At 67.0% G+C, this 23,150-nt stretch carries 21 protein-coding genes; 11 read left to right on the forward strand and 10 right to left on the reverse strand.

The window, feature by feature from the left end; translation table 11 throughout:
- Window positions 1-28: 28 nt before the first annotated feature.
- The 5 genes from R5O87_RS12800 to R5O87_RS12820 all read right to left on the reverse strand — a co-directional run bounded on the left by R5O87_RS12800 (window position 29) and on the right by R5O87_RS12820 (window position 5,502).
- The gene (locus R5O87_RS12800; protein ID WP_410554287.1) at window positions 29-946 is read right to left on the reverse strand and encodes an ABC transporter permease; all 918 of its coding nucleotides are present in this window, start codon (window positions 944-946) and stop codon (window positions 29-31) included.
- Window positions 946-1,854, reverse strand: a complete 909-nt coding sequence (locus R5O87_RS12805) for an ABC transporter ATP-binding protein (RefSeq protein WP_410554288.1) — start codon at window positions 1,852-1,854, stop codon at window positions 946-948. Before R5O87_RS12805 ends, R5O87_RS12800 begins: the two co-directional genes overlap by 1 nt.
- A gap of 361 nt (window positions 1,855-2,215) precedes the next feature.
- Window positions 2,216-2,848, reverse strand: a complete 633-nt coding sequence (locus R5O87_RS12810) for a LacI family DNA-binding transcriptional regulator (protein ID WP_410554321.1) — start codon at window positions 2,846-2,848, stop codon at window positions 2,216-2,218.
- 22 nt (window positions 2,849-2,870) lie between these two features.
- Window positions 2,871-3,692 (reverse strand): hypothetical protein, encoded by an 822-nt coding sequence (locus R5O87_RS12815; RefSeq protein WP_410554289.1) that lies wholly within the window; start codon window positions 3,690-3,692, stop codon window positions 2,871-2,873.
- A 1-nt stretch (window position 3,693) separates the two neighbouring features.
- The gene (locus R5O87_RS12820; RefSeq protein ID WP_410554290.1) at window positions 3,694-5,502 is read right to left on the reverse strand and encodes a multicopper oxidase family protein; all 1,809 of its coding nucleotides are present in this window, start codon (window positions 5,500-5,502) and stop codon (window positions 3,694-3,696) included.
- 188 nt (window positions 5,503-5,690) lie between these two features.
- Between R5O87_RS12820 and R5O87_RS12825 the strand changes: the two genes are divergently transcribed.
- Entirely contained in the window at window positions 5,691-5,891 is a 201-nt protein-coding gene (locus R5O87_RS12825) for a hypothetical protein (RefSeq protein ID WP_410554291.1), read from the forward strand.
- 135 nt (window positions 5,892-6,026) lie between these two features.
- Window positions 6,027-8,084 (forward strand): Ig-like domain-containing protein, encoded by a 2,058-nt coding sequence (locus R5O87_RS12830; RefSeq protein WP_410554292.1) that lies wholly within the window; start codon window positions 6,027-6,029, stop codon window positions 8,082-8,084.
- 55 nt (window positions 8,085-8,139) lie between these two features.
- On the opposite strand, the gene R5O87_RS12835 is transcribed toward R5O87_RS12830, so the two are convergent.
- Window positions 8,140-8,889 carry a LysR family transcriptional regulator substrate-binding protein gene (locus tag R5O87_RS12835; RefSeq protein WP_410554293.1) on the reverse strand — a complete coding sequence of 250 codons (750 nt, stop codon included), beginning with the start codon at window positions 8,887-8,889 and terminating at the stop codon, window positions 8,140-8,142.
- 94 nt (window positions 8,890-8,983) lie between these two features.
- Here R5O87_RS12835 and R5O87_RS12840 point away from each other — a divergent pair, with 94 nt between their 5' ends.
- Together R5O87_RS12840 and R5O87_RS12845 are read left to right on the forward strand one after the other, a co-directional pair.
- Entirely contained in the window at window positions 8,984-9,382 is a 399-nt protein-coding gene (locus tag R5O87_RS12840; protein WP_410554294.1) for a DUF5997 family protein, read from the forward strand.
- 317 nt (window positions 9,383-9,699) lie between these two features.
- Window positions 9,700-11,982: a fibronectin type III domain-containing protein gene (locus tag R5O87_RS12845; protein WP_410554295.1), complete on the forward strand. Its 2,283-nt coding sequence runs from the start codon at window positions 9,700-9,702 to the stop codon at window positions 11,980-11,982.
- Between the two features lie 83 nt (window positions 11,983-12,065).
- Here R5O87_RS12845 and R5O87_RS12850 read toward each other — a convergent pair whose 3' ends face one another.
- Entirely contained in the window at window positions 12,066-13,109 is a 1,044-nt protein-coding gene (locus R5O87_RS12850) for a hemolysin family protein (protein WP_410554296.1), read from the reverse strand.
- The gene (locus R5O87_RS12855) at window positions 13,102-14,463 is read right to left on the reverse strand and encodes a hemolysin family protein (protein WP_410554297.1); all 1,362 of its coding nucleotides are present in this window, start codon (window positions 14,461-14,463) and stop codon (window positions 13,102-13,104) included. Before R5O87_RS12855 ends, R5O87_RS12850 begins: the two co-directional genes overlap by 8 nt.
- A 152-nt stretch (window positions 14,464-14,615) precedes the next feature.
- Between R5O87_RS12855 and R5O87_RS12860 the strand changes: the two genes are divergently transcribed.
- The 7 genes from R5O87_RS12860 (at window position 14,616) to R5O87_RS12890 (ending at window position 21,474) form a co-directional block, all read left to right on the forward strand.
- The gene (locus R5O87_RS12860; RefSeq protein ID WP_410554299.1) at window positions 14,616-15,419 is read left to right on the forward strand and encodes an IclR family transcriptional regulator; all 804 of its coding nucleotides are present in this window, start codon (window positions 14,616-14,618) and stop codon (window positions 15,417-15,419) included.
- Window positions 15,420-15,695: 276 nt separating this feature from the next.
- The gene (locus tag R5O87_RS12865) at window positions 15,696-16,121 is read left to right on the forward strand and encodes an ester cyclase (protein ID WP_410554300.1); all 426 of its coding nucleotides are present in this window, start codon (window positions 15,696-15,698) and stop codon (window positions 16,119-16,121) included.
- Window positions 16,118-17,206, forward strand: coding sequence for a betaine/proline/choline family ABC transporter ATP-binding protein (locus tag R5O87_RS12870; protein ID WP_410554301.1), 1,089 nt, complete (start codon window positions 16,118-16,120; stop codon window positions 17,204-17,206). The genes R5O87_RS12865 and R5O87_RS12870 overlap by 4 nt, the downstream gene beginning before the upstream one ends.
- Window positions 17,196-18,107 carry an ABC transporter permease gene (locus R5O87_RS12875; protein WP_410554302.1) on the forward strand — a complete coding sequence of 304 codons (912 nt, stop codon included), beginning with the start codon at window positions 17,196-17,198 and terminating at the stop codon, window positions 18,105-18,107. Before R5O87_RS12870 ends, R5O87_RS12875 begins: the two co-directional genes overlap by 11 nt.
- Window positions 18,108-18,144: 37 nt before the next feature.
- Window positions 18,145-19,032, forward strand: coding sequence for a glycine betaine ABC transporter substrate-binding protein (locus tag R5O87_RS12880; protein ID WP_410554303.1), 888 nt, complete (start codon window positions 18,145-18,147; stop codon window positions 19,030-19,032).
- On the forward strand, window positions 19,032-19,931 hold the full coding sequence (dapA, locus tag R5O87_RS12885) for a 4-hydroxy-tetrahydrodipicolinate synthase (protein WP_410554304.1): 900 nt from the start codon (window positions 19,032-19,034) through the stop codon (window positions 19,929-19,931). Before R5O87_RS12880 ends, dapA begins: the two co-directional genes overlap by 1 nt.
- A gap of 31 nt (window positions 19,932-19,962) precedes the next feature.
- Complete coding sequence (locus tag R5O87_RS12890; RefSeq protein ID WP_410554305.1) at window positions 19,963-21,474, forward strand: aminobutyraldehyde dehydrogenase; 1,512 nt, start codon at window positions 19,963-19,965, stop codon at window positions 21,472-21,474.
- An 85-nt stretch (window positions 21,475-21,559) separates the two neighbouring features.
- On the opposite strand, the gene R5O87_RS12895 is transcribed toward R5O87_RS12890, so the two are convergent.
- Window positions 21,560-22,318, reverse strand: a complete 759-nt coding sequence (locus tag R5O87_RS12895) for an SDR family NAD(P)-dependent oxidoreductase (RefSeq protein WP_410554306.1) — start codon at window positions 22,316-22,318, stop codon at window positions 21,560-21,562.
- A 5-nt stretch (window positions 22,319-22,323) separates the two neighbouring features.
- Window positions 22,324-23,124: an HpcH/HpaI aldolase family protein gene (locus R5O87_RS12900; protein WP_410554307.1), complete on the reverse strand. Its 801-nt coding sequence runs from the start codon at window positions 23,122-23,124 to the stop codon at window positions 22,324-22,326.
- Window positions 23,125-23,150: the final 26 nt, after the last annotated feature.

A 23,150-nucleotide genomic window follows, 5' to 3' on the forward strand; every position in this document is an offset into this window, starting at 1 on the left:
GTCTGGTTCCTTGGGTAGGGAGGGCGGGTCAGGCGGTCCGGGATCCGACGGCGGTCCGCCAGCGGGAGAAATGGCGTTCGACGGCGACCAGCAGGTAGTTGACCACCAGGCCGAGCAGGGACACGGTCAGGATGCCCGCGTACATGTCCGGGATCAGGAAGCTCATCTGGGAATTGACGATCAGGTAGCCCAGCCCGGCCTTGGCCCCCACCATCTCGGCGGCGATCAGGACCAGGATGGAGGACGTGCCGGCCATCCTGATGCCCGTGAAGATGGTGGGTACGGCGGACGGGAGGATCACCTTTTGGAACAGCTGGAAGTTGGACAGCCCCAGTGAGCGGGCGGCCCGGATCAGCAGCGGGTCAACGGTCCGGACGCCGGCGATGGTGTTCAGCAGCACCGGGAAGAACGCGGCGTAGGCCACGATGCTGATCTTGGACGTCTCGCCGATGCCCAGCAAGAGCGTGAACACCGGCAGCAGGGCCAGTGCGGCCGTGTTCCGGAATACCTCCAGCAGCGGATTGAGGAAGCGGTCGAGGGCGCCGTACCAGGCCACGAGCAGCCCGAGGGCCACGGCGGTGACGACGGCGATGCCGAAGCCGCTCGCGGAGCGGCTCAGGCTGGCGGCGAGGTGGTTCTGCAGCTGGCCGTTTGCGATAAGTGCGCCCAGCGCCTCGAGCACCACGTGCAGCGGCGGAAGGAACACCCTCGTCGATGCCGGCGCGAGGTAGGTGGGTCCCAGTTCCCAGAGCAGCAGGAAGAGGATGATGGCCCCGGCGCCCCAGACGGCTTTGCCGCCCTGCAGGGCGTACAGGCGCAATCTGGCCGCCGGTGTCTTGCCCGGCCCGGGACGCAGCGCCGGAGTCCGCTCCGCTGTTGCCTCCCCGGCGGCCGCCGCGGGACCGCTGCGGGTTTCCGTTTCCTTGGTCAGTGTTGGCGTGCTCATCAGGCTGCCTTTCCGGTGGTGATGGTCCTGGTCTCGTCCGGCGCCGTTCCGTCGGGCTGGATCTTTGCGTGCCCTGCTTCCTGGGCACGGCGTACCTCGTCATGCAGCAGCGACCAGACCTTGTGCCGGTGTTCCACGAAGGCCGGGTTGGAGCGGACGTCCTCGTCACCGGAGCGGTCCCCGAGGTCGATGTCCACGATTTCCTTCAGCCGTCCCGGCCGGGAGCTGAGCACGGCCACGCGCTGGCCGAGGTACACGGCCTCGTCGATGCCGTGGGTGATGAAGATGATGGTCTTGCCCGTGGTGGCCCAGATCCGGAGCAGCTCGGTCTGCAGCTGCTCGCGGGTCTGGGCGTCCAGCGCGGCGAAGGGTTCATCCATCAGCAGGATGTCCGGCTCGTAGGCCAGGCTGCGGGCGATGGCCACGCGCTGCTTCATGCCGCCGGACAGCTCGTGCGGGTAGCGGTCTTCAAACCCGCCGAGGCCCACAAGCCCGAGGTATTCCCGCGCCTTCTCGGCCCGCTCCCGGCGGGTATAGCGCTTCCCGTCGCTGCCCACGCCTTCCAGGCCAAAGGACACGTTGGCGGCGGCGGTGCGCCAGGGGAACAGCGCATACTGCTGGAAGACGACGGCGCGGTCCCGGCCCGGGCCCGACACTTCCCGGCCGTCCACCAGCACCTGGCCGGTGTCCGGCCTGGTGAGGCCGGCCAGAAGATCCAGGAGGGTGGTCTTGCCGGAGCCGCTAGGGCCCACCAGGGTGATGAATTCGCCTGCGGAGACGTCAAGGGAGATGCCGTCCAGGGCGGTAAGGACAGCGCCTTCCGGGTTGTCCTTGCTAGGCCGCACCGTGAACTTCTTGGTGATGTTTTGGAGGCTGATTTTCGGTATCGGCCCGGTTCCGGAGGTCATGGCGTGCTTCCCTTCAGCAGGTCGTTCAAGGCGTTTGGTGTCCACCATGAGAGCAGAGATGGACCACCGCCTGAAGGGCACGGTCACGAGGGGAAACGGGGCGTAACCTGCCGGCCGGCGCCGCGGATGGGCGGCCCGGGGACGCGCAGGGACTTCAGAGTAAACAGTGCGTAATGGCGGGCGTCTTCCGGGGACACTGGATGACGCATGGCGACAGAAACCGGCCCCGGCGGCGGCTGATGTTGCGGCAGGCTACGGACCATGACGGGCTGGAGCCGCCCGCGCCCTGCACCGAACCCGGGCAGGGCGAAGTGCCGATTGTTACGCGGCCGCCGGCACCCGGCCCCTGGAAGACGGGTTCCTAGAAAACGGGGATCTGCTCGGCAAACGCGCCGGCGGCGGACAGGATCTCGTTCAGCATCTGGAGTGCACCGCCGCCGAAGAGGGCATGTCCGCTGAGCCGCTTCCACGACGGGTTTTCCGCGGCCTTGGCCGCGTATGCCGCCATCCGGTCCACGAGAAGCGCCACCGCCTGTTCGGCCTGCACCGATTCAGAGATGACCACCTGTGCGATGCCGCGCCTGGTCAGCTCGGCGATGGCGTAGTCCTCCTCCTCAGTGGAAGGCAGGACGCCCACGATCACGCCGTCGGCTCCGCCGGCCAGCATGAACTTGCGCCACGACTGGCCGAGCAGGATGACCGGCTGGTAGCCGTGCCGCGGAAGTATCGCGGCGGCGGCCGTGGCCAGCGCCCGGTCCGCCGGCCATTCGAGGTCCTCAATGGCGATGGCCACCAGGTCCGTCCTGCCGCGGCGCATTCCCCGCGCCGCCTGGTTGGGCACGTAGCCAAGATCGTCGACGGCGGCCAGGACGCGATCATGCGTCGACGGGCTGATCCGGGTGGTGCCTCCGCTCCTTCCGGACAGCACGTAGGACACCGTCGTCAGTGAGACCCCGGCCCGTTCGGCAACGTCCCGGATGGTGGGGCTGGACATGCTCCTCACTGTTATCTCCTAATCATTCCGTATGCGGATGTATTGCCTGGCCCTCGAGCTGCTCCGCGTCCCACGGCGGCTCGGCGGCCATGTCCACGCCGGTTCCGGACGCCGACCTTGGGCCGACGGTCACCTCGGCGGCAGGAACTTTCGCCTGCCTGCTGATGCCCGCGCGGACGCTCTCCACGGTTTCGTCTCCCAGCAGCGGGCCCGTGTAGCTGATGCTGAGCTGCCCGCTCTGGGCCACGGTGCTGTAGTTCCCGAGTGCGTCGGAGACGATGCCCTCCCTGTCCACCGCGGCCAACACTGCGGTGGGGTCCGCCGTGGCGACACTGAAGCGCAGGTCATGCACCAGGACCGGCAGGACGTAGAAGTTCTTCACGCCCAGTTTCCCGGTGTCCTCCTCGGTGACTGCCCGCACAATGGTCCGTCCGTCGTCGGACGTGGCCGTTGACGGAAGGGCAACGATGACCTCCGGAACCATCTGCTGCAGCACAGCTGGTTCCAGCACATCAGGCGAAATGGCGGACAGGGCGGTGCCCCGAGCCGCGGCGGCGACGTCCAGCCGCTTGCGGATGCCGGCGATGTCGGCGTCCAGCCCGGTATGGACGGCGATCACCACCCTGCGCCGGACCATCAGCCCGTCATAGCTGACGGTGGGCCGCCCATTGCCCAGGTCCTGGCCTTCCTCCGCCTGCGCGAGGACCCGGTCCGCGGCGGCGGCGCTGCTTGCGGATGGACGGGGCGCCGGGTTTGCCGTGGGGCTGGCCTGGACACCGCCGGTGCAGCCGGCCAGGGAGAAGGCCAGGAGCACCGCCGGTGCGATCAGGAGCGTCCGCTTCATGTCACGTCCCCGCCGGGTAGGCCAGCTTGTACTTCGACGCATAGTACCCCTCCGGCCGGGTCTCCAGCACGGGTTTGTCGGCGTTGATGGGATCGTTGTTCCGCAGGTCGCCCACGGAGAACTGGACCATCATGTCGTGGTCCTCGTGCACGAGGTTGTGGCAGTGCACCATGTACCGGCCGCCGACGTGCTTGCCGGTGTCGAACTGCATGAGGACCGTGACCGACTCGCTTTCGCCCGCGTAGAAGACGTCCTTCGGCCCGCCTTCCCAGGCGAAGGGCTTGCCGCCGTTGGTGTTGCGGCCGATGATCTTGCCGTCGATCAGGTGGATGTGGACCGGGTGGAACCAGCCGCCGGACTCATTGACGATGGTCCACTGTTCCACCTGGTTGCGCTGCGGATTGGCGAAGCACCGGGTGAAGTTGGATTTCTCCACGTCGTCCCAGGTCTCACCGTTGATGGTCCATTCACCGCTCTGCCGCTGGACCCGGAGGATTCTCTTGGCAACGGCCATGTCAGGGGTCAGCTTCATGGTGTCCAGCCCGCCGATGGCCCTGGTGGGGTGCGGGCCGGGGTCCAGCGTGGTGGGGATGGAGCTGATGGTGTGGGATCCGGGCTGGGCGGGGGAATCGGCTACAACCTGGAACTTCATGACCTTGCCGGTGTTGGCGAAGTTCACGTTGTTCTTGTTGCTCAGGTTCCGCAGCTCCACGGATTGGCCCGGCTTGTACTTCCGGAAGTCGATCAGCACCTCGTAGCGCTCTGCCGTGCCCTGCCGCCAGGAGGACACCGCCTGCACCTTCGGGGTCATCCCGGCGTCCGTGCCGACCACATGGAACGGGTCGCCGTTGGACAGGGCGAACCGGTAGGAGCGGGTGATCGAGCCCACCAGGAACCGGAACCGGTAGATGCGCGGCTTGACCTTCATGGTGGGCCACGGCACCCCGTTGACCATGATGATGTCGCCCCACAGGCCGGCGTGGCCGTTGTCGTTGTAGCCGAGGGACCCGTCGGCGTTCAGCATCACATCCGAGACCAGGATGGGCACGTCGAACTCGCCCTGCGGCAGCTGCGCCCGCTCACCGGCGCTGGTGATCGAGTAAATGGAGGCGAGCCCCGAGTAGACGCCCTGCGCCGTCAGCATGTGGTTGTGGTCGTGGTACCACAGCGTCCGCGCCGCCTGCCAGTTCGGATAGTGGTAGTTCTTCACCCTGCCGGGTGCGGTGCGGTCGTTGGCGTACCCGTCGTACTGGGGCAGCGACGCGGAACCGTGCAGGTGGGTGACGGTGTTGAACGTGTTCGGGTACAGCAGGCCGGTGGCGGGCAGGCGGTTGCTGATCCTCAGTTCGCTCCGCGTTCCCTGCTGGACGCGGATGGTGGGGCCCGGGAAAACGCCGTTGTACCCCGCCAGGGTGGTGCTGAGGCCCCTCGCGATCTGGGCCCTGCCCAGTTTTTGGTTTAGGGCATACTTCGCAAACGGCGTGCCGTCGCGGTCCCGGCCAGTGGCGTAGGGAAGCAGTTCCGGCGGCCGCCGGAAGACGGTGGTAAACGGAACCGGCATGTTTGCCGGGGCGAGCCTGCTTGGCGTGGTGATCGCCGTCTCAACATCGTCCGCTCCCCGGCGCCCGGAGACACTGCCGGGGACACCGGCGAGCGCCGGCCCCGCATTTGATGCTGTGACGGCGACTGCGCCGCCTAACAGGCTTAGTTTCAACACGTCCCTCCGTGTTGTTGCCATGACGTCCTCCCAGCTGGTTGTTATGGCCTCGGCGGCGGCGTTGACGCCGGCCAAAAGTGGAAACACAGCCATGGTGCGCCGCGTGACTCCAGAAAACCTTGGGAAGCAGCGCCGGCGGGCGCCCGTCCCACCTGAATAGGTGGGAGCGGCGGCCGGCCCCCTCGGTATGGCCGCCGCATCTGCGGACCGGCGTGCAGGCTCCCGGTTATTCACAACGGACCGGCGGCAGACTGGGCTGAGGAGCAAAGGAGCGTGGTCCCATGCAGGAGGAAGGCCTTCGGCGCCAGATCATGGGCGTGATCAGCCATGTCCTCACCGACGAGGCCACGGACACGGACGTCCGGATGGCGCTGCTGCGGCACCTTGGCGCGAACCCCGGACGCCCGGAACAGGCACTGCTGGCGCACCTCCGCGACTGCGGGGGCCAAGGAAGCGCCGGGGTAGTCCCCCCACAAGGGTGAACGGGGGCTCGTTTGAGGGTGGACCTGCCGGGCTTTTATCCAAGGTCTTTATTTGAAGCTTGCGGTGGCCGGGGGAAATCACCCGGTCTGGCCTAAGAGGTTCTGGGGGCCATCTTGACCACCGAAGGAGTCACCATGTTTCCGAAATTCCACCGCACACGCACCAGGGGCGGACTGGCAGCCGCTGCCACCGCCGCCCTGCTGACCGCCGCCTTGTCGCCGCTGGCCGCGGTGCCGGCGAGCGCCGCCACTGCCGGGGTGGGACCCGTGGATCCGTCCAACGGCTTTCCCACCTGGTTTTCCGATGGCACGGTGAAGCTGCAGCTCTGCTACATGGCAGGCGCGGGGTGCCTCTCCGAGCCGCCGGACCCCGCTGCACCGGCGTCGTATCCGGACAACTTCCCGGAGGAGGCGTTCTGGTTCAACGCGTCCGCCACCGGCGGCAACCTCAGGCTCTATGAGGCAGGCCTCGAAGGCGCCCACACCAACGGCGTGGTGGAACCCGGCCAGCAGATGGGATTCGCGCGGCTTCGTTTCCTCGTAGACAACCTCGTCCCCAATGCTTCATACACCATCACCCACCCGTACGGCGTGAACGTTCTGACTGCCGCGCCTGACCCCAAGAACGCCTCCCTCGGCAGGATCAAGACCACCATCGACTCCGGCGTGTGCGCGCCCAGCCCCACGGCACCCTGCGACTGGGCCGGAGTCGGCGCCGCCTTCCTGGGCGACTACAAGGCCGGCAGCACGGCCACCTTCCTCCGCCAGGTCGGCGCCGCGCCCGGCACGTTGGGCGATATCAACACAGCACGGGCGGTCACCGGCGCACCCTCCGGCACCAACGCCGTCGTCATCACCGGCCCCAACGCCGGCGGCCCGGGGATCAACACCCTGACCGTCAGCACATTTACCGTGCAGGGACTGATCGCTGAAGGGTCCGACGGCGCCCCCGCCACCCCGGACCTGGCGGCAGCCAGTGACAGCGGACGTTCCGCCACGGACAACATCACCAACGTCACGGCGCCCACCTTCACCGGGGCCCTGCCCGCGGGAAGCACCGCACCCGTGCAGCTGATCGTGGACGGCGCGGCAACCCCCGTGGCCACCACCCTGGCCGGCGGAAACTACTCCGCCCGGCTGGCACCGCTCGGCCAGGGCGTCCACAGGATTCAGTCCCGGACCGCCAATCCGGCCTACGTCCCGGACCCGCTGACCGGAGTTGTGCCGGCAGGCGTTCCGCAGTTCCTGATTTCCCCGACGCTGACGTTCACCGTGGACAGCGCCGCGCCGGTGGCTTCGGTCATCGCACCCTTTCCGTCAACCCCCACCCTCGACAACACGCCCACGCTGAACTTCAGCAGCGAAGCCGGTGCCAGGTTTGAATGCCAGCTGCTGCCGAGCAACACCGACTGGGACCCCACCTGCGCGGCACCCAAGACCTGGGATGCGCAGGCCAACGGGACGTACGTGTTCAACGTCCGCGCAACGGATGCCGCCGGCAACGTCAGCGCAGTCGCCAGCCGGACCGTGCAGATCGGACCGGCCGACACGGTGGCCCCAACCGTCACGGGCCGGGCACCCGCCTCGGCCGCCACCGGTGTGGGTACCGGAACCAATGTCACCGCCACTTTCAGTGAGTTCGTCCAGGGCGTCTCCGGCAGCACGTTCACGCTGAAGAACGCCGCCGGGGCCACGATCCCGGCGACGGTCACCTACGACCAGGCCACCCGGCGGGCGACGCTGGACCCCACCGCCCTGCTCACCCCGAGCACAACCTACACCGCCACCCTGACCGGCGGCACGGCCACCATCCGCGACCTGGCCAACCGGCCGCTGGCCTCGACCAGCTGGCGGTTCACCACCAGCGCCGCCCCCACCGTGTCCTCCCGGGCTCCTGGCGTGAACTCCACCGGGGCATTGCGGACGGCCAACATCACGGCAACGTTCAGCAAGCCCGTCAACGGCGTCGGCACCACCACCTTCACGCTGAAGAACGCCGCCACCGGCGCCGCTGTGGCAGCCTCCGTCACCCGCAACGGGACCACCAACCAGTGGATCCTCAACCCGGCAGCCACGCTTGCTGCGGGCACCAGGTACACCGCCACCATCACGGGCGGACCCGCGGCAGTACGGGATGTGGCCGGCACTCCCCTGGCCAGCACAGCCTGGAGTTTCACCACCGGCACCCGCTAACAGCTGAAGCGCCAGCAATAAACGGTAGCGCCGTCGGCACACGTTGCGGACGGCGCTACCGCTTGCCCTTTTTCCGCGAGCCACGGCCCCGGCCCTTGTCCGGGTTGGGGGCGTAGCGCTGGGCGATCTTCGGCTTCTTGCCGGCTGCCCCTGCACCGCTGCCGCGGCGGTCAGGCTTGGGAGCCTTCTTTTCTTTCTCCTGCCGGGCGGACGGCTGCCGTGAGCTTTGCGCCGTGCGGCCGCGGACGATGCCGATGAACTCCTCGATGACCTCGTCCGTGGCATCGCTGGGCCAGGCGAGGGCGATCTGCGTTCCCGGCGCCCCCGTGAGCCGGCGGGCCACGGTGTCCTTGACGTTGAAGTGCCGCGCCACGGACATGGGAAGTATCAGCAGGCCGGCGCCGGACGCCACCACCTGTAGGGCCGTTTCCGGCCCGCCCAGCTCATCGGCGTCGAGGAAGGTTTCCTCGGCCAGGTCCTCCAGCGCAACGACCTCGAACACGGTGATCTCGTGGCCCTTGGGTGCCACCACCACGGGCTGTTCCTCGTACAGCGGGATGACGTTCAGGCCTTCGCGCTCCACCGGCAGGCGGACAAAGCTGAGGTCCGCCGAACCGTCACTCAGCACCGAAAGCTGCGTGCCGCCGTCGGACATGAACGACCGCAGGGGAACGTGCGGCATCCGTTCCTCCCAGCGCCGGATCCACTTCCCCGGCGTCACGCCGGCAACGTAGGCAAAGCGGAGCTCGCGCGGCGGGGACTCCGGCGCGGCCGGGTCCAGGGCGGGGTCATCTTCAGCGGGCACACCTTCACAGTACTGCCACCGGCACCCACAGCGCGGCGCGCGTAGGCTCCCGGGCCTGGTCGGGGGAACCGGCCCGGCCGGATACCCTTAATGCATGACCTCTGCTAACTCCCAGTCCATGAAGCCGGCCACCGCTGCCAAGAAGCTTGGCATCTACCTGCCCGCGACGCCCCAGGAGTTCCAGGAATCAACCATCAGCCGCGCGGATTTCGCCGAGCTGCAGACCAACCCGCCGGAGTGGCTGGCCGAACTGCGCCGCAACGGCCCGCACCCCCGCCCGGTCGTAGCGCAGAAGCTCAACATCTCCATCAGCGGCCTGGCCCGCGGCGGCGTCGAAGAGGCGCTGACGACGGCGGAAATCACCGCGCTGCTGCAGGCTCCCCCCGCATGGCTGGTCGCCGAGCGGGCCACGCACGCCGCCGTCCGCGCCGAGGCCCAGCGGGTCAAGGACGAGGCTGCCAAGAAGGCAGCAAAAAAGGCACGCCAAAACTGAGAATGGCCCGGTTTCCGGCCGCCCCCTTGGGGAAAACCGGAAACCTGATCCCCCCGCACAGGGGGAAGTGGGGGTTCCCACCCCTCTGCGGGGTGCACGTCCTCCGGCCGGTTAAACGCCCGGAATGCCAGCGCTGACGTGGGCAAACCACCCGCGTCGCCCTCATGGGCCCCTCCACGTGGGGGGCCCAAAAAGTACGGTCAATCCGGTGCTGCGGCATGTTTCTCCGAGCCAAACCGCACAGCGTTTCCCCAAGGGGCCTTCTTGATTCTGTGATTGTGCGTGAAGGTCGCGCACCTCGGATCGATGAGGTCATCATGAAATCAGCACAAAGCGAGCCGGGAGCGCACACTTCTCACGGCGCCCGCAGAGCCGGTGTCTTTGCCACCGTCTCCGCGGTCATCTGCTCAACCTCCATGTTCGCCATTCCAGCCGCCAGCGCCGCCGTCCCCACCTTCCCGGACAACATCGTCGTCTTCCCCAACCGCGACTTCGTCACCCTTGAGGGCTACCAGGACCACCTCGGGCAGACCGGCACCGTCGAGGTCAAGCGGGCCGGCAAGATCATCGGCTCCGCGCAAGGCGTGGTCGCGGCCGGCGATGTGGCCTTCGAAGTCAACCACCCCGGCGGGTACTGCTGGGGAGCAGGAACCGGCCTGAACGTCACCCCGGACATCCTCCCCGGCGACGTCGTCTCGCTCCGGTTCGGCGCCACAGCCGCCGGCGAGACCACTGTCCAGGACACCTACGTGACCGGCGATGCCGCGCTCAGCGGCACCACCCTCACCGTCAAGGGCCACATCGGCCCGGGCGTCAACCCCGCCCAGCTGGAACAGCGCATCATTGAGCCGGCACTCAGGGACACCACGGTGGCCCGCCGCGACATCCGCGCCGTCCCCGGCCCGCTTACCCCGGCCCCCAAGGGCGGCTACTCCTCCGGGCTGGAAGTCCTGGGCGACACTTTCACGGCCACCTACAACTTCGACGACGCCGCCACCGCCGAAATCGCCGCCAACGCAGGACTCGGCGAGCGCGCCATGGCCTGGGAGTTCGAAGACGCAGACGCCAACCGGCAGGGCCTGACCATCGCCGAGTACGGCGAGCCCGGCGGCCCCGGCATGGGCGGCTGCCCCAACGGCCCGCTGCAGTCCGGTCCCCCCGCACCTTCCGGCATCACGGCCGCCAAGGTTTCGGGCGGCATCAAGCTGAACTGGACGCCGGCGGAAGCCATCCCCGGAACCCCGGCCATCACCGGCTACCGTGCCGTTGCAGTCGCCAAGACCGTCACCGCAAACGAGCAGGTGGAGATCGGCAAGCGCATCTCCGGCCAGGCCGCCACCGGCACCACGATCACCGGCCTCACCGCCAGCGAGGACTACGACGTGTACGTCGTGGGCGTCAGCAGCGTCGGCGAGACCTACCCCGCCGCCCACGCCATCCCGGTGACGGACACCACGGCTCCGACGGTATCCGCCACCCCCAACGGCGGCACCTCCCCGGTCGCCCAGCGCGTCACGCTGACCTCCAACGAGACGGGCAGCGACATCTACTACACCACCGACGGTTCCGATCCGGTCCTCTCCGGCGGCGTCCTCGGCGCGACGGCCATCCGCTACACGGGCCCGATGGACATCCCGGCCACCACCACCCTGCGGTTTGCCGCGTTCGACCCCTCGGGCAACGTCTCCACCATCAGCCAGGCCGTCTTCACCGTCACGAATGATCCTGTTCCCGCCACACCCGCCTTCTCCGGTGCACCCGTGGTGGGCCAGGGCACGGCCACACTGACGTGGACCGCCCCGGATCCCGGCGCCCCGGGCCTGACGATCACCGGCTACACCCTCCAGGCGTACACCGCTGACGGCACGGCATTCGGCGCCCCCAAGACGGCAGCCGGCACGGCAACGTCCCTCGTCTACGACGGACTCGCGGGAGACACCGCCTACCAGTTCACCATCAAGGCCAGCAACGCCAACGGCAGCAGCCCCGAATCGGCCAAGACCACCTCCGTCACCGCACAGGGCGCCGTCGTCGCAGTGGCCGGCCCGGACCAGAACGTTGTCCGGCGCACCACGGCCACCACGGTCACCCTTGACGGCACCGGTTCCACCACCACCGGGGCAACCTACAAGTGGGAGCAGGTCCTGAGCGGCGCCACCGATCCGGACCAGGTCACGCTCAACGGGGCCACCACGCTCAAGCCGACGTTCAGCCTCCCGGTCTTCAGGACCCCGATGACCAACAACGCGCTCACGTTCCGGCTCACCGTAACTGTCGGCACGACGGTCCGGACCGATGAAGTCAAGGTCGTACCGGTTACGGACCGGGTGACCATCGGCGTCGCCCAGTGGAAGACCGGCGACCTCCGGATCGACGGCACCAGCTCCGCGGTCGGCGGCACCGTCACCATCCGCGTCGGCGGACCGACCGGCCGGGTCCTCGGCCAGGCAGCGGTCACCGCGGCCGTGGCACCGGCAACGGGCGGCGTCTACACGCTGCGGCTCCGCAACGCGGCCGCCGGCACCACCAACCCGGGCACCGTGTGGGTTGAATCCACGCTCGGCGGCACCGCAGGTCCCAAGGCGGTAGCCAACAAGTAGAGCCAGCATTAACCACCGGGTCCGGTGGCCGGCGGCATCAGCCGTCAGCCACCGGACCCGTTTTGCGTTCCGGGTTCTATTGTTTAGGAGCTGCTGGTGGCGTCCTGCACCTCGCCCACCAGTTCCTCGATGATGTCCTCGAGGAACAGCACGCCGGTAGTGTTCCCCCGCGCATCGAAGACCCTGGCCACATGGGCGCCGGTGCGGCGCATGGTGGCGAGGGCATCCTCGAGCTCACTGCCGCGGAAGGTCGAGGCCAGCCGGCGGATGCGTTTCTCCGGCACCGGCCGGCTGAATTTCTCCGCCGAGGTGAGGTCCATGACGTCCTTCAGGTGGAGGTAGCCGGAGGGGTCGCCGTCGCCGTCGGTCAGGATGTAGCGGGAGTAACCGTGCTCGGCCACCGCCCGCTGGATGTCCGCCGGCGTCGACGACGCCGGCAGGAGCACCATCTCCGCGATGGGAACCTCGACGTCGGCCACGGTCTTTTCGGTGAACTCGAAGGCCGCGCTGAGGGCGCCGGTGTTGTCCGTCAGGACGCCTTCCCTGGTGGACTGCTCCACGATGTTGGCCACCTCGTCCAGGGTGTAGGCGCTGGTGGCCTCGTCCTTGGGCTCCACCCGGAACAGGCGGAGGATGGAGTTGGCAATGCCGTTCAGGGTCCAGATCACCGGTTTGAAGACGCGCGCCACCATGACCAGCGGCGGTGCAAGGATGAGCGCTGCGCGGGTGGGGACCGAGAACGAGATGTTCTTGGGGACCATCTCCCCGAGGACCACGTGCAGGAAGGTCACCAGCAGCAGCGCCGCCACGAAGGCGATGATGCCGATCGCCTCACCTGACAGGGACGTCAGTCCCAGCGGGATCTCCAGCAGGTGGTGGATCGCCGGTTCGGAAACGTTCAGGATCACCAGCGAGCAGACGGTGATGCCCAGCTGGCTGGTGGCCAGCATGAGCGTGGCGTGCTCCATGGCCCACAGGGTGGTTTTCGCGGCCTTGCTGCCTGCCTCCGCCTTGGGCTCGATCTGCGACCGGCGGGCGGAGATGACGGCGAATTCGGCGCCGACGAAGAAGCCGTTGACCACCAGCAGGACGGCGAGCCAGATGATGCCCGGAAGATACTCACTCATGGGTCAGCTCCTGTGTAAGGCTGTCGATGATCCGGTCGTGCGCGCTCTTGGGCGGCTCTGCCGATTCCTCCGGCGTGAACTTCAGGCGCCCCACGTGCGTGCCGGCCACCCGCTCCACGCGGAGCGTGCCGCCGTCGATGGCCACCTCGTCGCCGAGTTCCGGGATGCGGTCCAGCCGGTCCGCGACGAAACCTGCCACAGTGTCGTAGTCCTCGCCGTCCGGCACGGCAATGCCGGTCCGGTCGAGGAGCTCGTCAGGGCGCAGCGACGCGTCGAAGGTGATGGAGCGGCCGGTCCGGACCACGCCCACGCGGGCGCGGTCGTGCTCGTCCTCCAGTTCGCCCACGATTTCCTCCACCAGGTCTTCCAAGGTGACGATGCCGGCCGTTCCGCCGTGCTCGTCAGAAACGATGGCCACCTGGAGGCCCTGTTTGCGGAGCAGCACCAGGAGGGAGTCGACGCCCATGGATTCGGGGACCATGAGCGGTTCGATCATCAGGTCGGCGGCGAGCACGTTGGCGCGCTCCCCGAGGGCCACGGCGAAGGCCTGCTTGACGTGCAGCACGCCGAGGACGTCGTCCCGGTCCCGGCCGATGACGGGAAACCGTGAATAGCCGGTGGAACTGGCCAGCGCGATGATCTGCTCGGCCGTGTCATCGGTGTTCACGGCGGTCATCCGGACGCGCGGGGTCAGGACGTCGGCGGCGCTGTGCTCGGAGAAGCGCAACGTCCGGTGCAGCAGGGCCGCGTGGTCGAGGTCGAGGACGCCTTCCAGCGCGGAACGGCGGACCAGCGAGCTCAGCTCCTCGGCGCTGCGGGCACCTGACAACTCCTCTTTGGGCTCGATGCCGAAGGACCTGATGACGGCGTTCGCGGTGTTGTTAAACAGGAGGATGACGGGCTTGAAGACCGCAGTGAACAGGGCCTGGAACGGGACCACCACCTTGGCGGTGGCCAGCGGCAGTGCCAGCGCGAAGTTCTTGGGCACCAGCTCGCCGATCACCATCGAGAAGATGGTGGCGATGAAAATCGCGACGACGGCACCCACACCGGGCACGAGGCCCGCCGGGAACCCTGCCGCCGCCAGCGGCCCGCTCAGCAGCCTGCTGATGGCCGGCTCAAAGGTGTAACCGGTCAGGAGGGTGGTAAGGGTGATGCCCAGCTGCGCACCGGAAAGGTGCGTCGACGTGATTTTCAGGGCTTTGATGGTGGGGGCAAGGCGTTTCTCACCCCGGGCCTGGCGCGCTTCCAGGTCGTTGCGGTCAAGATTGACCAGGGCAAACTCGGATGCCACAAAGAATCCGGTGCCGACTGTCAGGATCAGGCCGATCCCGATCATGATCCATTCATTCATTGGGGGCGCCCCTCTCCCGTGCTAACCGGCTTGCCGGTCAAGTGGGTGAGGGGCCAGGGCATATGTGAAGGAGGGTCGTCCATAATGCCCTCCACTATATCGGGTGTTCCATGTACTAGCCTGAAGGGAAAACTACTCGGAAGGCCCGTCTTGTGAGTCAGCCGGAGTCCCGGTCCAAAGGCACGGTCAGTGCCAACAGGTCGGTGGCGCGCGCCATCAGCGTGTTGCGGGCCCTGGCCGCCAGCTCACGGGCCACCACTGCCACGGAGGTGGCCAAGATGGTTGGCCTGCCCCGGCCGACGGTCTTCCGGCTCCTGCTGACCCTCGAGGAAGAGGGCTTCGTGGACCGGATGGACACCCACTATTCGCTGGGCTGGGACCTGGCGCGCGTTGCAAGGTCTGCAGACCCTGCGGCCGGGCTGGTTGCCCGGGTCCGGGACACGGTGCACGCGCTTGCCGAGCAGCTCGGGGAGACAGTCACCCTCAGCCTGCGCCAGGGCCTCTTCGAATACGACCTCGTCCTGCAGGAAGCCCCGAGGTCAATTGGCGTGATGATGTCGGACATGCGCGGCATGCGGTGGCCCCACCACGCCACGGCAACCGGGAAACTTCTGCTTGCCGAACTCCCCCCGGAACAGGTGGCCAGTGTCATGGGCGAGGAGCTGCCCAAGCTCGCGTCACGGACCATCACGGACCAGGCGCAGCTGCGCACGGAGCTCGACCGCGTCCGCCGTGAAGGATGGGCGCACATCGACGATGAACTCGAGGACGGCATCATTGCCATGGCCGTCCCCCTCCGCGACAACGTCGGCCAAATGTTCGCGGCTTTGGCCATGGTGGGCCCGAAGCACCGGATCGCAGGCGAAAAAACCATCGAGCGGTCCCGGGAGCTCCTCCTGCAAACCGCCGGCCGGCTGACCCACCAGCTGACCAGCACCCTGCCGGCCAGCGCCTAAAACAGGCTCCTCCCCGCCCAAAACCGTGGGCAATTTCTGGCCCCGCCTGCCCGGATGCCGGGCGCCGGTTTCGCGCGCCCGCAGCACCTTCATTTCTTCATCGACTGGCGTTAATAAAGCGCGCGCATCCGTTCACATTTTGAGCTAAGTGTTCAGAATTTCACCAAACGTATTGACGCTGTGAGCTAGGCCACTCTAATCTGTTGTTCATCCAGTAACCGGGTTGTTCATCTAGTGAACTAAGGAACAGAGCTTTATGAAGAAAGCAGAAGAGCGATGACTATGTTGACGCGCATCACCGAAGCCTGGGCACGCGCCTGGGGCGACGGGGACACAGGTGCCTTCGAACGCATCGTGGCCGACAACTACCGCCGCCATTCCAAGAGCGGAGAGGAAGCGCTCTCCGAGGTCATCCGCCAGATCGAGGAGTCGCACGCCGCATTTTCCGACTTCCGCGTGAACGTGCTGCAGGCCGTCGAAGACTCGGAGCTCGTCGCCATCCACTGGCAGAGCATCGGCACGCACACCGGAACTTTCATGGGAGTTCCGCCGACCAACCGCACCGTGACGGTGAACGGCGCGTCGTTCCTGCGCCACAGGGACGGACTCATCACCGAGGAATCAGTCGTGTGGGATCCGCGGGAACTCCTGTCCTCCATGAACATCTGGCACCTCGGCGAGCAGGTCAGGAGAAACGCGTGAGCACCGTGCCTACAACAGCGCCCGCAACGAAACGCGGCGGGGAGACCATGAACGCCGAAGCGCCCTTTATCAGGGTCGACCACCTCACCAAGGTCTACCGTCTTGGCAAGTCCCAGCGCCTGGGGCTGCTAAAGAAGTCCGCGCCGAAAGGTTTCACCGCCGTCGACGACGTGTCCTTCGAGGTACAGCGGGGACAGATTTTCGTCATCATGGGGCTTTCCGGCTCGGGGAAGTCGACCATCATCCGCATGCTCAACCGCCTCATCGGCACCACGGACGGAGCCATCACCGTCGATGGCAAGAACGTCCTCGGCCTGGTGTCGGCTGATCTGCGGGCCTACCGGAACCAGACCATCAACATGGTCTTCCAGCACTTCGGGCTTTTCCCGCACAAATCGCTCGTCGACAATGTCGCCTTCGGGCTGAAGGTGCGCGGCGTGGACAAGGAGACCCGGGAGGCAAAGGCCGCCGAGGCCCTCGAACTCGTCGGCCTCGGAGACCGCATCCACGCGATGCCGGACCAGCTCAGCGGCGGCATGAAGCAGCGCGTCGGGCTGGCGCGGGCGCTTGCCACGGACGCCGAAATCCTGCTGATGGACGAACCGTTTAGCGCCCTGGACCCGCTCATCCGCAAGGAAATGCAGGAACTCCTGGTCAAACTGCAGCGCAACTTCAAGAAGACCATTGTCTTCGTCACCCACGACCTCAACGAAGCGATGTACCTCGGAGACCGCATCATGGTGATGAAGCAGGGCAAAAACATGCAGACCGGCACAGCGCTGGACCTGCTCGAAGCACCGGCCGATCCCTACATCGAGGAGTTCGTTGCCGAGGTCGACCGCAGCCGGGTCGTCACCGCCGGCATGATCGCCCGGCACACCACACCATCACAAGACTCCGCCCCCTACGGCAACGACGCCGAACAGGTCGCCGAGGGCACCGTCTTGCACGAAGTGCTGCCGGTCTTCGCAGCAGGCGCGGACCGGGTCATCGTCGTGGACAACCAGGGGGAATCAATCGGACACCTGACCGCAAGGGAAGTCTTTGCGGCACTTTCACCCAAGGGGAACAGCTATGCGTCTTAACATAGGCGACTGGTTCGCGTCCGTCATCGACTGGATGCTGGCCAACTTCGGATGGTTCTTCGACGGCGCTGCCTGGCTGGTCAACGGGATCGTCGGCGGCGTGCAGGACGCTTTGGTCGGTCTGCACCCGTTCGTGATCATCGTCATCCTGGCGGGGCTGGCAGCGGTCCTGACACGGAGCCTCGGCCTGACCGTTTTCTCCGTGCTGGCGTTCCTGCTGATCCTCTCAATCGGACTGTGGGTGGAGAGCATGTCCACACTTGCCGTGGTGCTCGTGTCGGTGCTGTTCTCCCTTGCCATCGGCATCCCCCTGGGGATCTGGGCGGCCCTGAACTCCACGGTGAGCGCGATCGTGCGTCCGATCCTTGACCTCATGCAGGCCATGCCCGTGTTCGTGTACCTCATCCCGGCGGTCTTCTTCTTCGGCGTCGGCACGGTCCCCGGCATCGCCGCCACGATCGTGTTCGCCATTCCTCCGGCGGTGCGCCTGACCGAGCTCGGGATCCGCAAGCTCGACGTCGAACTCCTCGAAGCCGCCACGGCGTTCGGGGCTAAGCGAAGCATCATCCTCAAAGACGTCCAGCTGCCGCTGGCCTTCCCCTCCATCATGGCCGGCGTCAATCAGGTCATCATGCTCGCCCTTTCCATGGTGGTTGTCGCAGGACTCGTCGGGGCAGGGGGCTTGGGCGGTGTCGTCGTCCAGGGCGTTGCCCAACTCGACACCGCCCGCGGCTTCGAAGGCGGAGTCGCCGTCGTGATCCTCGCCGTCTACCTGGACCGTGTTACCAGCGGCGCCCAGTCCCTCGGTGACGTCCTTCGCCGCAGGCGCATCCGCAAAGAACAGAAGGCTGCGGCCGCGACCCCGGCAGCCAAACCACCCGCAACCGCAGTCGCCCACTAATCCTCCCCACGCCCACCCCTCATATTGGAGACCTACATTGAACAAGAAGATCGGGGCCTTCCTGGCCTGTGCCTTCCTCACCGCCTCCGTGGCCGCATGCTCCGGAGTCAGCACCACCGCCAGCAATTCCGCGGCCAGTGACAAGACCATCACTGTCGCCACAGTGGCCGGGTATGACGACACCGTCGCCGTCAACGGACTGTGGCAGCAACTGCTCAGCGAGCACGGCTACACCCTCCAGACCAAGCAGGTGGACCTCGCCGCCGGCTTCTCCGCCGTCGCCCGCGGTGACCTGGACGGCTACCTGGACGCATGGCTGCCGTCAACGCACGGCACGTACGTGGACAAGTACAAGGACAAGCTGCAGATCCTGGACAAGCCCTTCTTCGCGAACGACCGCCTGGTCCTGGTCGCGCCGAAGTCTGTCCCCGAGAACACCATTTCGGAGGTCGTCCAGAACGCTGCCAAATACGATTCGAAGATTGTCGGCATTGAAGCAGGCTCGGGCGAGATGAAGATCCTCCCCGACGTGCTGAATAAATACGGGGCAACGGACAAGCTCAACATCGTGGCGGGAAGTACGCCTGCAACGCTCGCGGCACTCAAGGACGCCGCGGCGAAGAACAAGCCGCTCGTAGCAACGTTGTGGACGCCGCACTGGGCCTTTTCCGAAATGCCCATCAAGGTGCTGACGGATGACATGGGCGCCTGGCCCAAGCCGGACGGTTCATTCGTGGTGCTGTCCAAGAAGTTCGCAGCGAAGGACCCCGAGGTCGTCAAGTGGATGTCCAACTTCAAGATCACCGATGACCAGTTCGCGAGCCTCATGCTCGCAGTCAGCCAGGCCAAGGATCCGGTGGAAGGCGCCAAGAAGTGGCTTGAGACACCCCAGAATCGCAAGGACGCCGATAGCTGGTTCCAGTGATGTCCACTCAGCTCAGCGGTGTACTGACCGCGCTTGCCACGCCGTTCACGTCCGACGGCGGGATCGACGTCGCGATGTTGCGGTACCTTGTGGATCGGTCAATTGAGGCCGGGGTCAATGGGGTGGTGGCCTGCGGCTCCACGGGCGAGTTCGCGGCGCTCAGCGCCGACGAGCGGCGCCTGGTAGTGGAGACCGTCGTCGAGCACACCGCGGGCCGGGTGCCGGTGGTGGCCCAGACCGGCGCGACAAGCACCCAGGAGGCCATCAACCTGTCCCTCCACGCGCAGCAATGCGGTGCGGACGTGCTCATGGTGGTCGCCCCCTACTATGACGCGCCCTCGATTTCCGAGGTCAACGGATACTTCCGCGCCGTAGCTGAGGCTGTGGAGCGCCCAGTGATGCTGTACAACATGCCTGGACCCGTCGGGATCAACCTTGAGCCCGATCTTGTTGGGAAGCTCGCCCGCGAAGTGGAGAACATCCAATACATCAAGGACTCCAGCGGCGACATGGGGCAGGCCACCCAGCTGATCCACCACCACAGCGAGTACATCTCCACCATCATCGGGTGGGACAGCCTGATCCTGGCTGCCCTGACCGAGGGTGCGGCTGCCGTCATGGCGGGCACGGCGAACATCGTGCCGCGGGAGATCGTGGCCGCCCAACGGGCGGTCGCGGCCGGTGACTTCACTGCTGCACGGGCTAAATGGAACCGCATCTATCCGTTGATCGACGCCGTCCTGTCCTCGCCTTTCGTGCCGTCGGTCAAGGCGGCCCTGAGGTTGCTCGGACACCCGATCGGCTCGCCCCGCCGCCCCACCGAAGACCTGGACCCCGTGTCCGTGGCGCGCCTGGAAAAACTCATTGCCGAGCTGCAGCTCGAAGCTGCGTACGCCTGACCCTTATCCCGTTCATTACTTAGGAGTGATCATGACCTCTACCACCGAGACCATTTCCGGCGCCGTGCGCCGGCCCACCGAGCCCACACCGCTGCTCGCCGCCGGCGAGCTTCCCCCCACCCAGCACTTCATCGCAGGACAGTTCCAAGCCGGTTCAAGCGGTGAGACGCAGGCGATTGTCGATCCGTGCACTGAGGCGACCCTCTGCGAGGTGCCGCAAGGCACCGCGGCGGATGTCGACGTCGCGGTCGCTGCAGCACTGGAGGCCAAGCAGGCATGGGGACGAAAACTTCCGAAGGAACGCGCAGAGATCCTGCTGGCCATCGCGGACCGGCTGTCCGAGAACGCGGACCTGCTGGCCCGGATCGAGTCCGCCAACTGCGGCAAGCCGCTCATGGTGTCCGAGGATGACGTCGCCTCCTCGATCGACTCGTTCCGCTTCATGGCCGGGGCTGTCCGTGCCCAGACCTCGATCGCCGCGGGCGAATACGCCCAGGACCACCTCTCGGTGATCCTGCGCGAACCGCTGGGCGTCGTCGGCGTCGTTACTCCGTGGAACTACCCGCTGCTCATGGCGGTCTGGAAGATCGCACCCATCCTGGCCGCAGGCAACACCATCGTCCTCAAGCCTTCAGAGCAGACCCCGTTGACCACGCTGAAGTTCGCCGAGCTGACCGCGGACCTGCTGCCCGCGGGCGTGCTGAACATCGTCACGGGCCTCGGTCCCGTGGTTGGCCAGCGCCTGGCCGAACACCCGCAGGTGGACATGATCGCCCTGACCGGTTCGGTGAACAGCGGCCGTGCCGTAGCCCGCGCCGCCGCCGACACCGTCAAACGCGTGCACCTGGAACTGGGCGGCAAGGCCCCCGTGGTCATCTTCGAGGACGCGGATCTCGCCGCTGCAGCCGAGTCCCTGCGCGCGGCCGGATACTGGAACTCGGGCCAGGAATGTGGCGCCGGAACCCGCGTGCTGGTGCACGAATCGGTTGCCGAGCGCTTCACCGAACTGCTTGTGCAGCAGGTCAGCACTCTGGTGGTCGGCGAGCCGACGGCTGGGTCCGACGTCGAAATCGGTCCGATGATCTCGAAGGCCCACTACGAGCGCGTTGTGGGGCACCTTGAACGGGCACAGTCCGACGGCGCCCGCGCGGCTTTGGGCGGCGGCGCCCTGGAGGGCCAGGGCTACTTCATTGCTCCGACGGTTCTCGTGGACGTTCCGGAAGGCGCGGCCTGCACGCTCGAGGAGATCTTCGGACCGGTAGTCACCGTGGAAACCTTCTCCACCGAAGAAGAGGCAGTAACGCGGGCCAACGGTGTGCCGTACGGCCTGGCTGCGTCGGTGTGGACGCTCAACGCGCAGCGGGGCCACGACGTCTCCTCGCGCCTGGACGCGGGCACGGTCTGGGTGAACTCGCACCTGGCGCTGGCCAACGAAATGCCCTGGGCCGGGTTCAAGAGCTCCGGCTACGGCCGCGACCTCTCCGCCTACGCCTTGGACGACTACTCACGCACCAAGCACGTCATGCACAACAAGGCCCGGTAGAGCCGGCCAAACAGCGGTGTGCCCGGCCCCCTGAGGGGCCGGGCACCACCGCTGTTTAAGTGTCCAAGGCAGAGCCTGGGTAGCCCTAAAAGGGCAGCGGCAGCTTTGCCGTCCTGCCGCCGTCGAGCACCAGGATCTCTCCGGTCAGGAAGCCTGACCGGTCGCCGGCCAGGAAAACGGCCAGGTCCCCGACGTCGCTGGGCTGGCCCACGCGCCCGACGGCGTGCAAGCGGTTCAGGGCCTCCCGGGCGCCGGCCGCGTCCGGCTGGGACCCCAGGTAGTTTTCGCTCAACTCCGAAGCGATCCACCCGGGGGCAATGGCGTTGCAGCGGATGCCGTCCTTGCCCAGATCCACCGCCATGGCGCGCGTCATGCCGTGGACGCCGGCTTTCGACGCGCAATAGGCAGCGTGCAGCGGATTCGCCGACAGTCCTTCGATGGACCCCACGTTGATGATGCTTCCGCCGCCCCGCCGCTGCAGGTGGGGCAGGGCAGCCTGGGCCAGGAACAGCGGGGCACGCATGTTGATGGCCATCATCAGGTCCCATTCGTCCAGCCTGATGTCCGCGACGCTGCGCTCGAACATGATGCCGGCGTTGTTGACCACGATGTCGATGCCGCCAAAGTGCCCGGCGGCCTGGTCGGCAGCCTCCTTGATGGCGGCGGGGTCGCCAAGATCTGCCTGGATGCCCAGAATGCCCGGCTGGCGCAGGAGCTCCTCCCCCAGTGCCCGGCGCTGGACGACGGCGACCTGCGCCCCCTCTTCCAGGAACCGGTCAACGATGCCGCGTCCTATGCCCTGCCCGCCGCCGGTGACCAGCGCGACTTTGCCTTCGAGCTCCATGCTGTCTACAGGCTCACGGTCTCGTAGCGGGCGGCGTGCTCTGCCAGGACGCCGCGGGTCGCGGTGGACAGCAGCGAGTAGTCCGAGGCGATGGGCATGAAGCTGTATCCCCAGCTGGCCGGCGCCGCGGACAGCTCCGGCGAACCAGAGTAGATTCCGGCCGGAATGCCGGCGTCGGCGCACCGCCCGGCGATATCGCGCAGGATGCCGTCCGGGTCGGTGGAGATCAGGGTGTCGAAGTCAACGCCGAGGCTCAGCGAGAGGTCGTAGGGGCCCACAAAGATGCCGTCGGGGTCTGCGGCCAGGATCGCGTCGAGATTGTCGTAGCCGGCCCGGGTCTCCACCATGAGGATGGCCAGCGGATCGTCCGCCGCCACACCGGGGGTTGGCTTCGCGTACCGGGGAGAGCGCCGGACGGGTCCGTAGCTGCGCCCGCCGCGAGGGGGAAAGCGCAGCGCCGAGACCAGCGCCGACGCCGCGGCGCCGTCCTCCACCGTGGGGAAGATGATGCCCTGGGCGCCGGCGTCGGTCACCCGGCCGGCACTGCCGACGTCGTGTCCCGGCACCCGAACGATGGCCGGGACGCCGAACACGTTGGCCGCGTCGATCAGGCCCAGCAAATCCGGGAACTCCGGCTGCCCGTGCTGCCCGTCGATGCAGATCCAGTCCGGACCCTCCGCGCAGATCAGCTCGATCGAGGCCGGGTCCTGCAGGTCGATCCAGACCCCGCGGCGCCCGCGGTCCGTCAGGTTCAGTTCTGGTGCCGTGAGCGGGCTGGGCCTGCTCGTCTCACCGGGAATCTTCATGCTGCACTTCCTTTCTCGAAAGTGGG

Source organism: Arthrobacter globiformis (genome assembly GCF_046536215.2).
In the GTDB taxonomy this organism is placed as follows: Bacteria; Actinomycetota; Actinomycetes; order Actinomycetales; family Micrococcaceae; genus Arthrobacter; species Arthrobacter globiformis_E.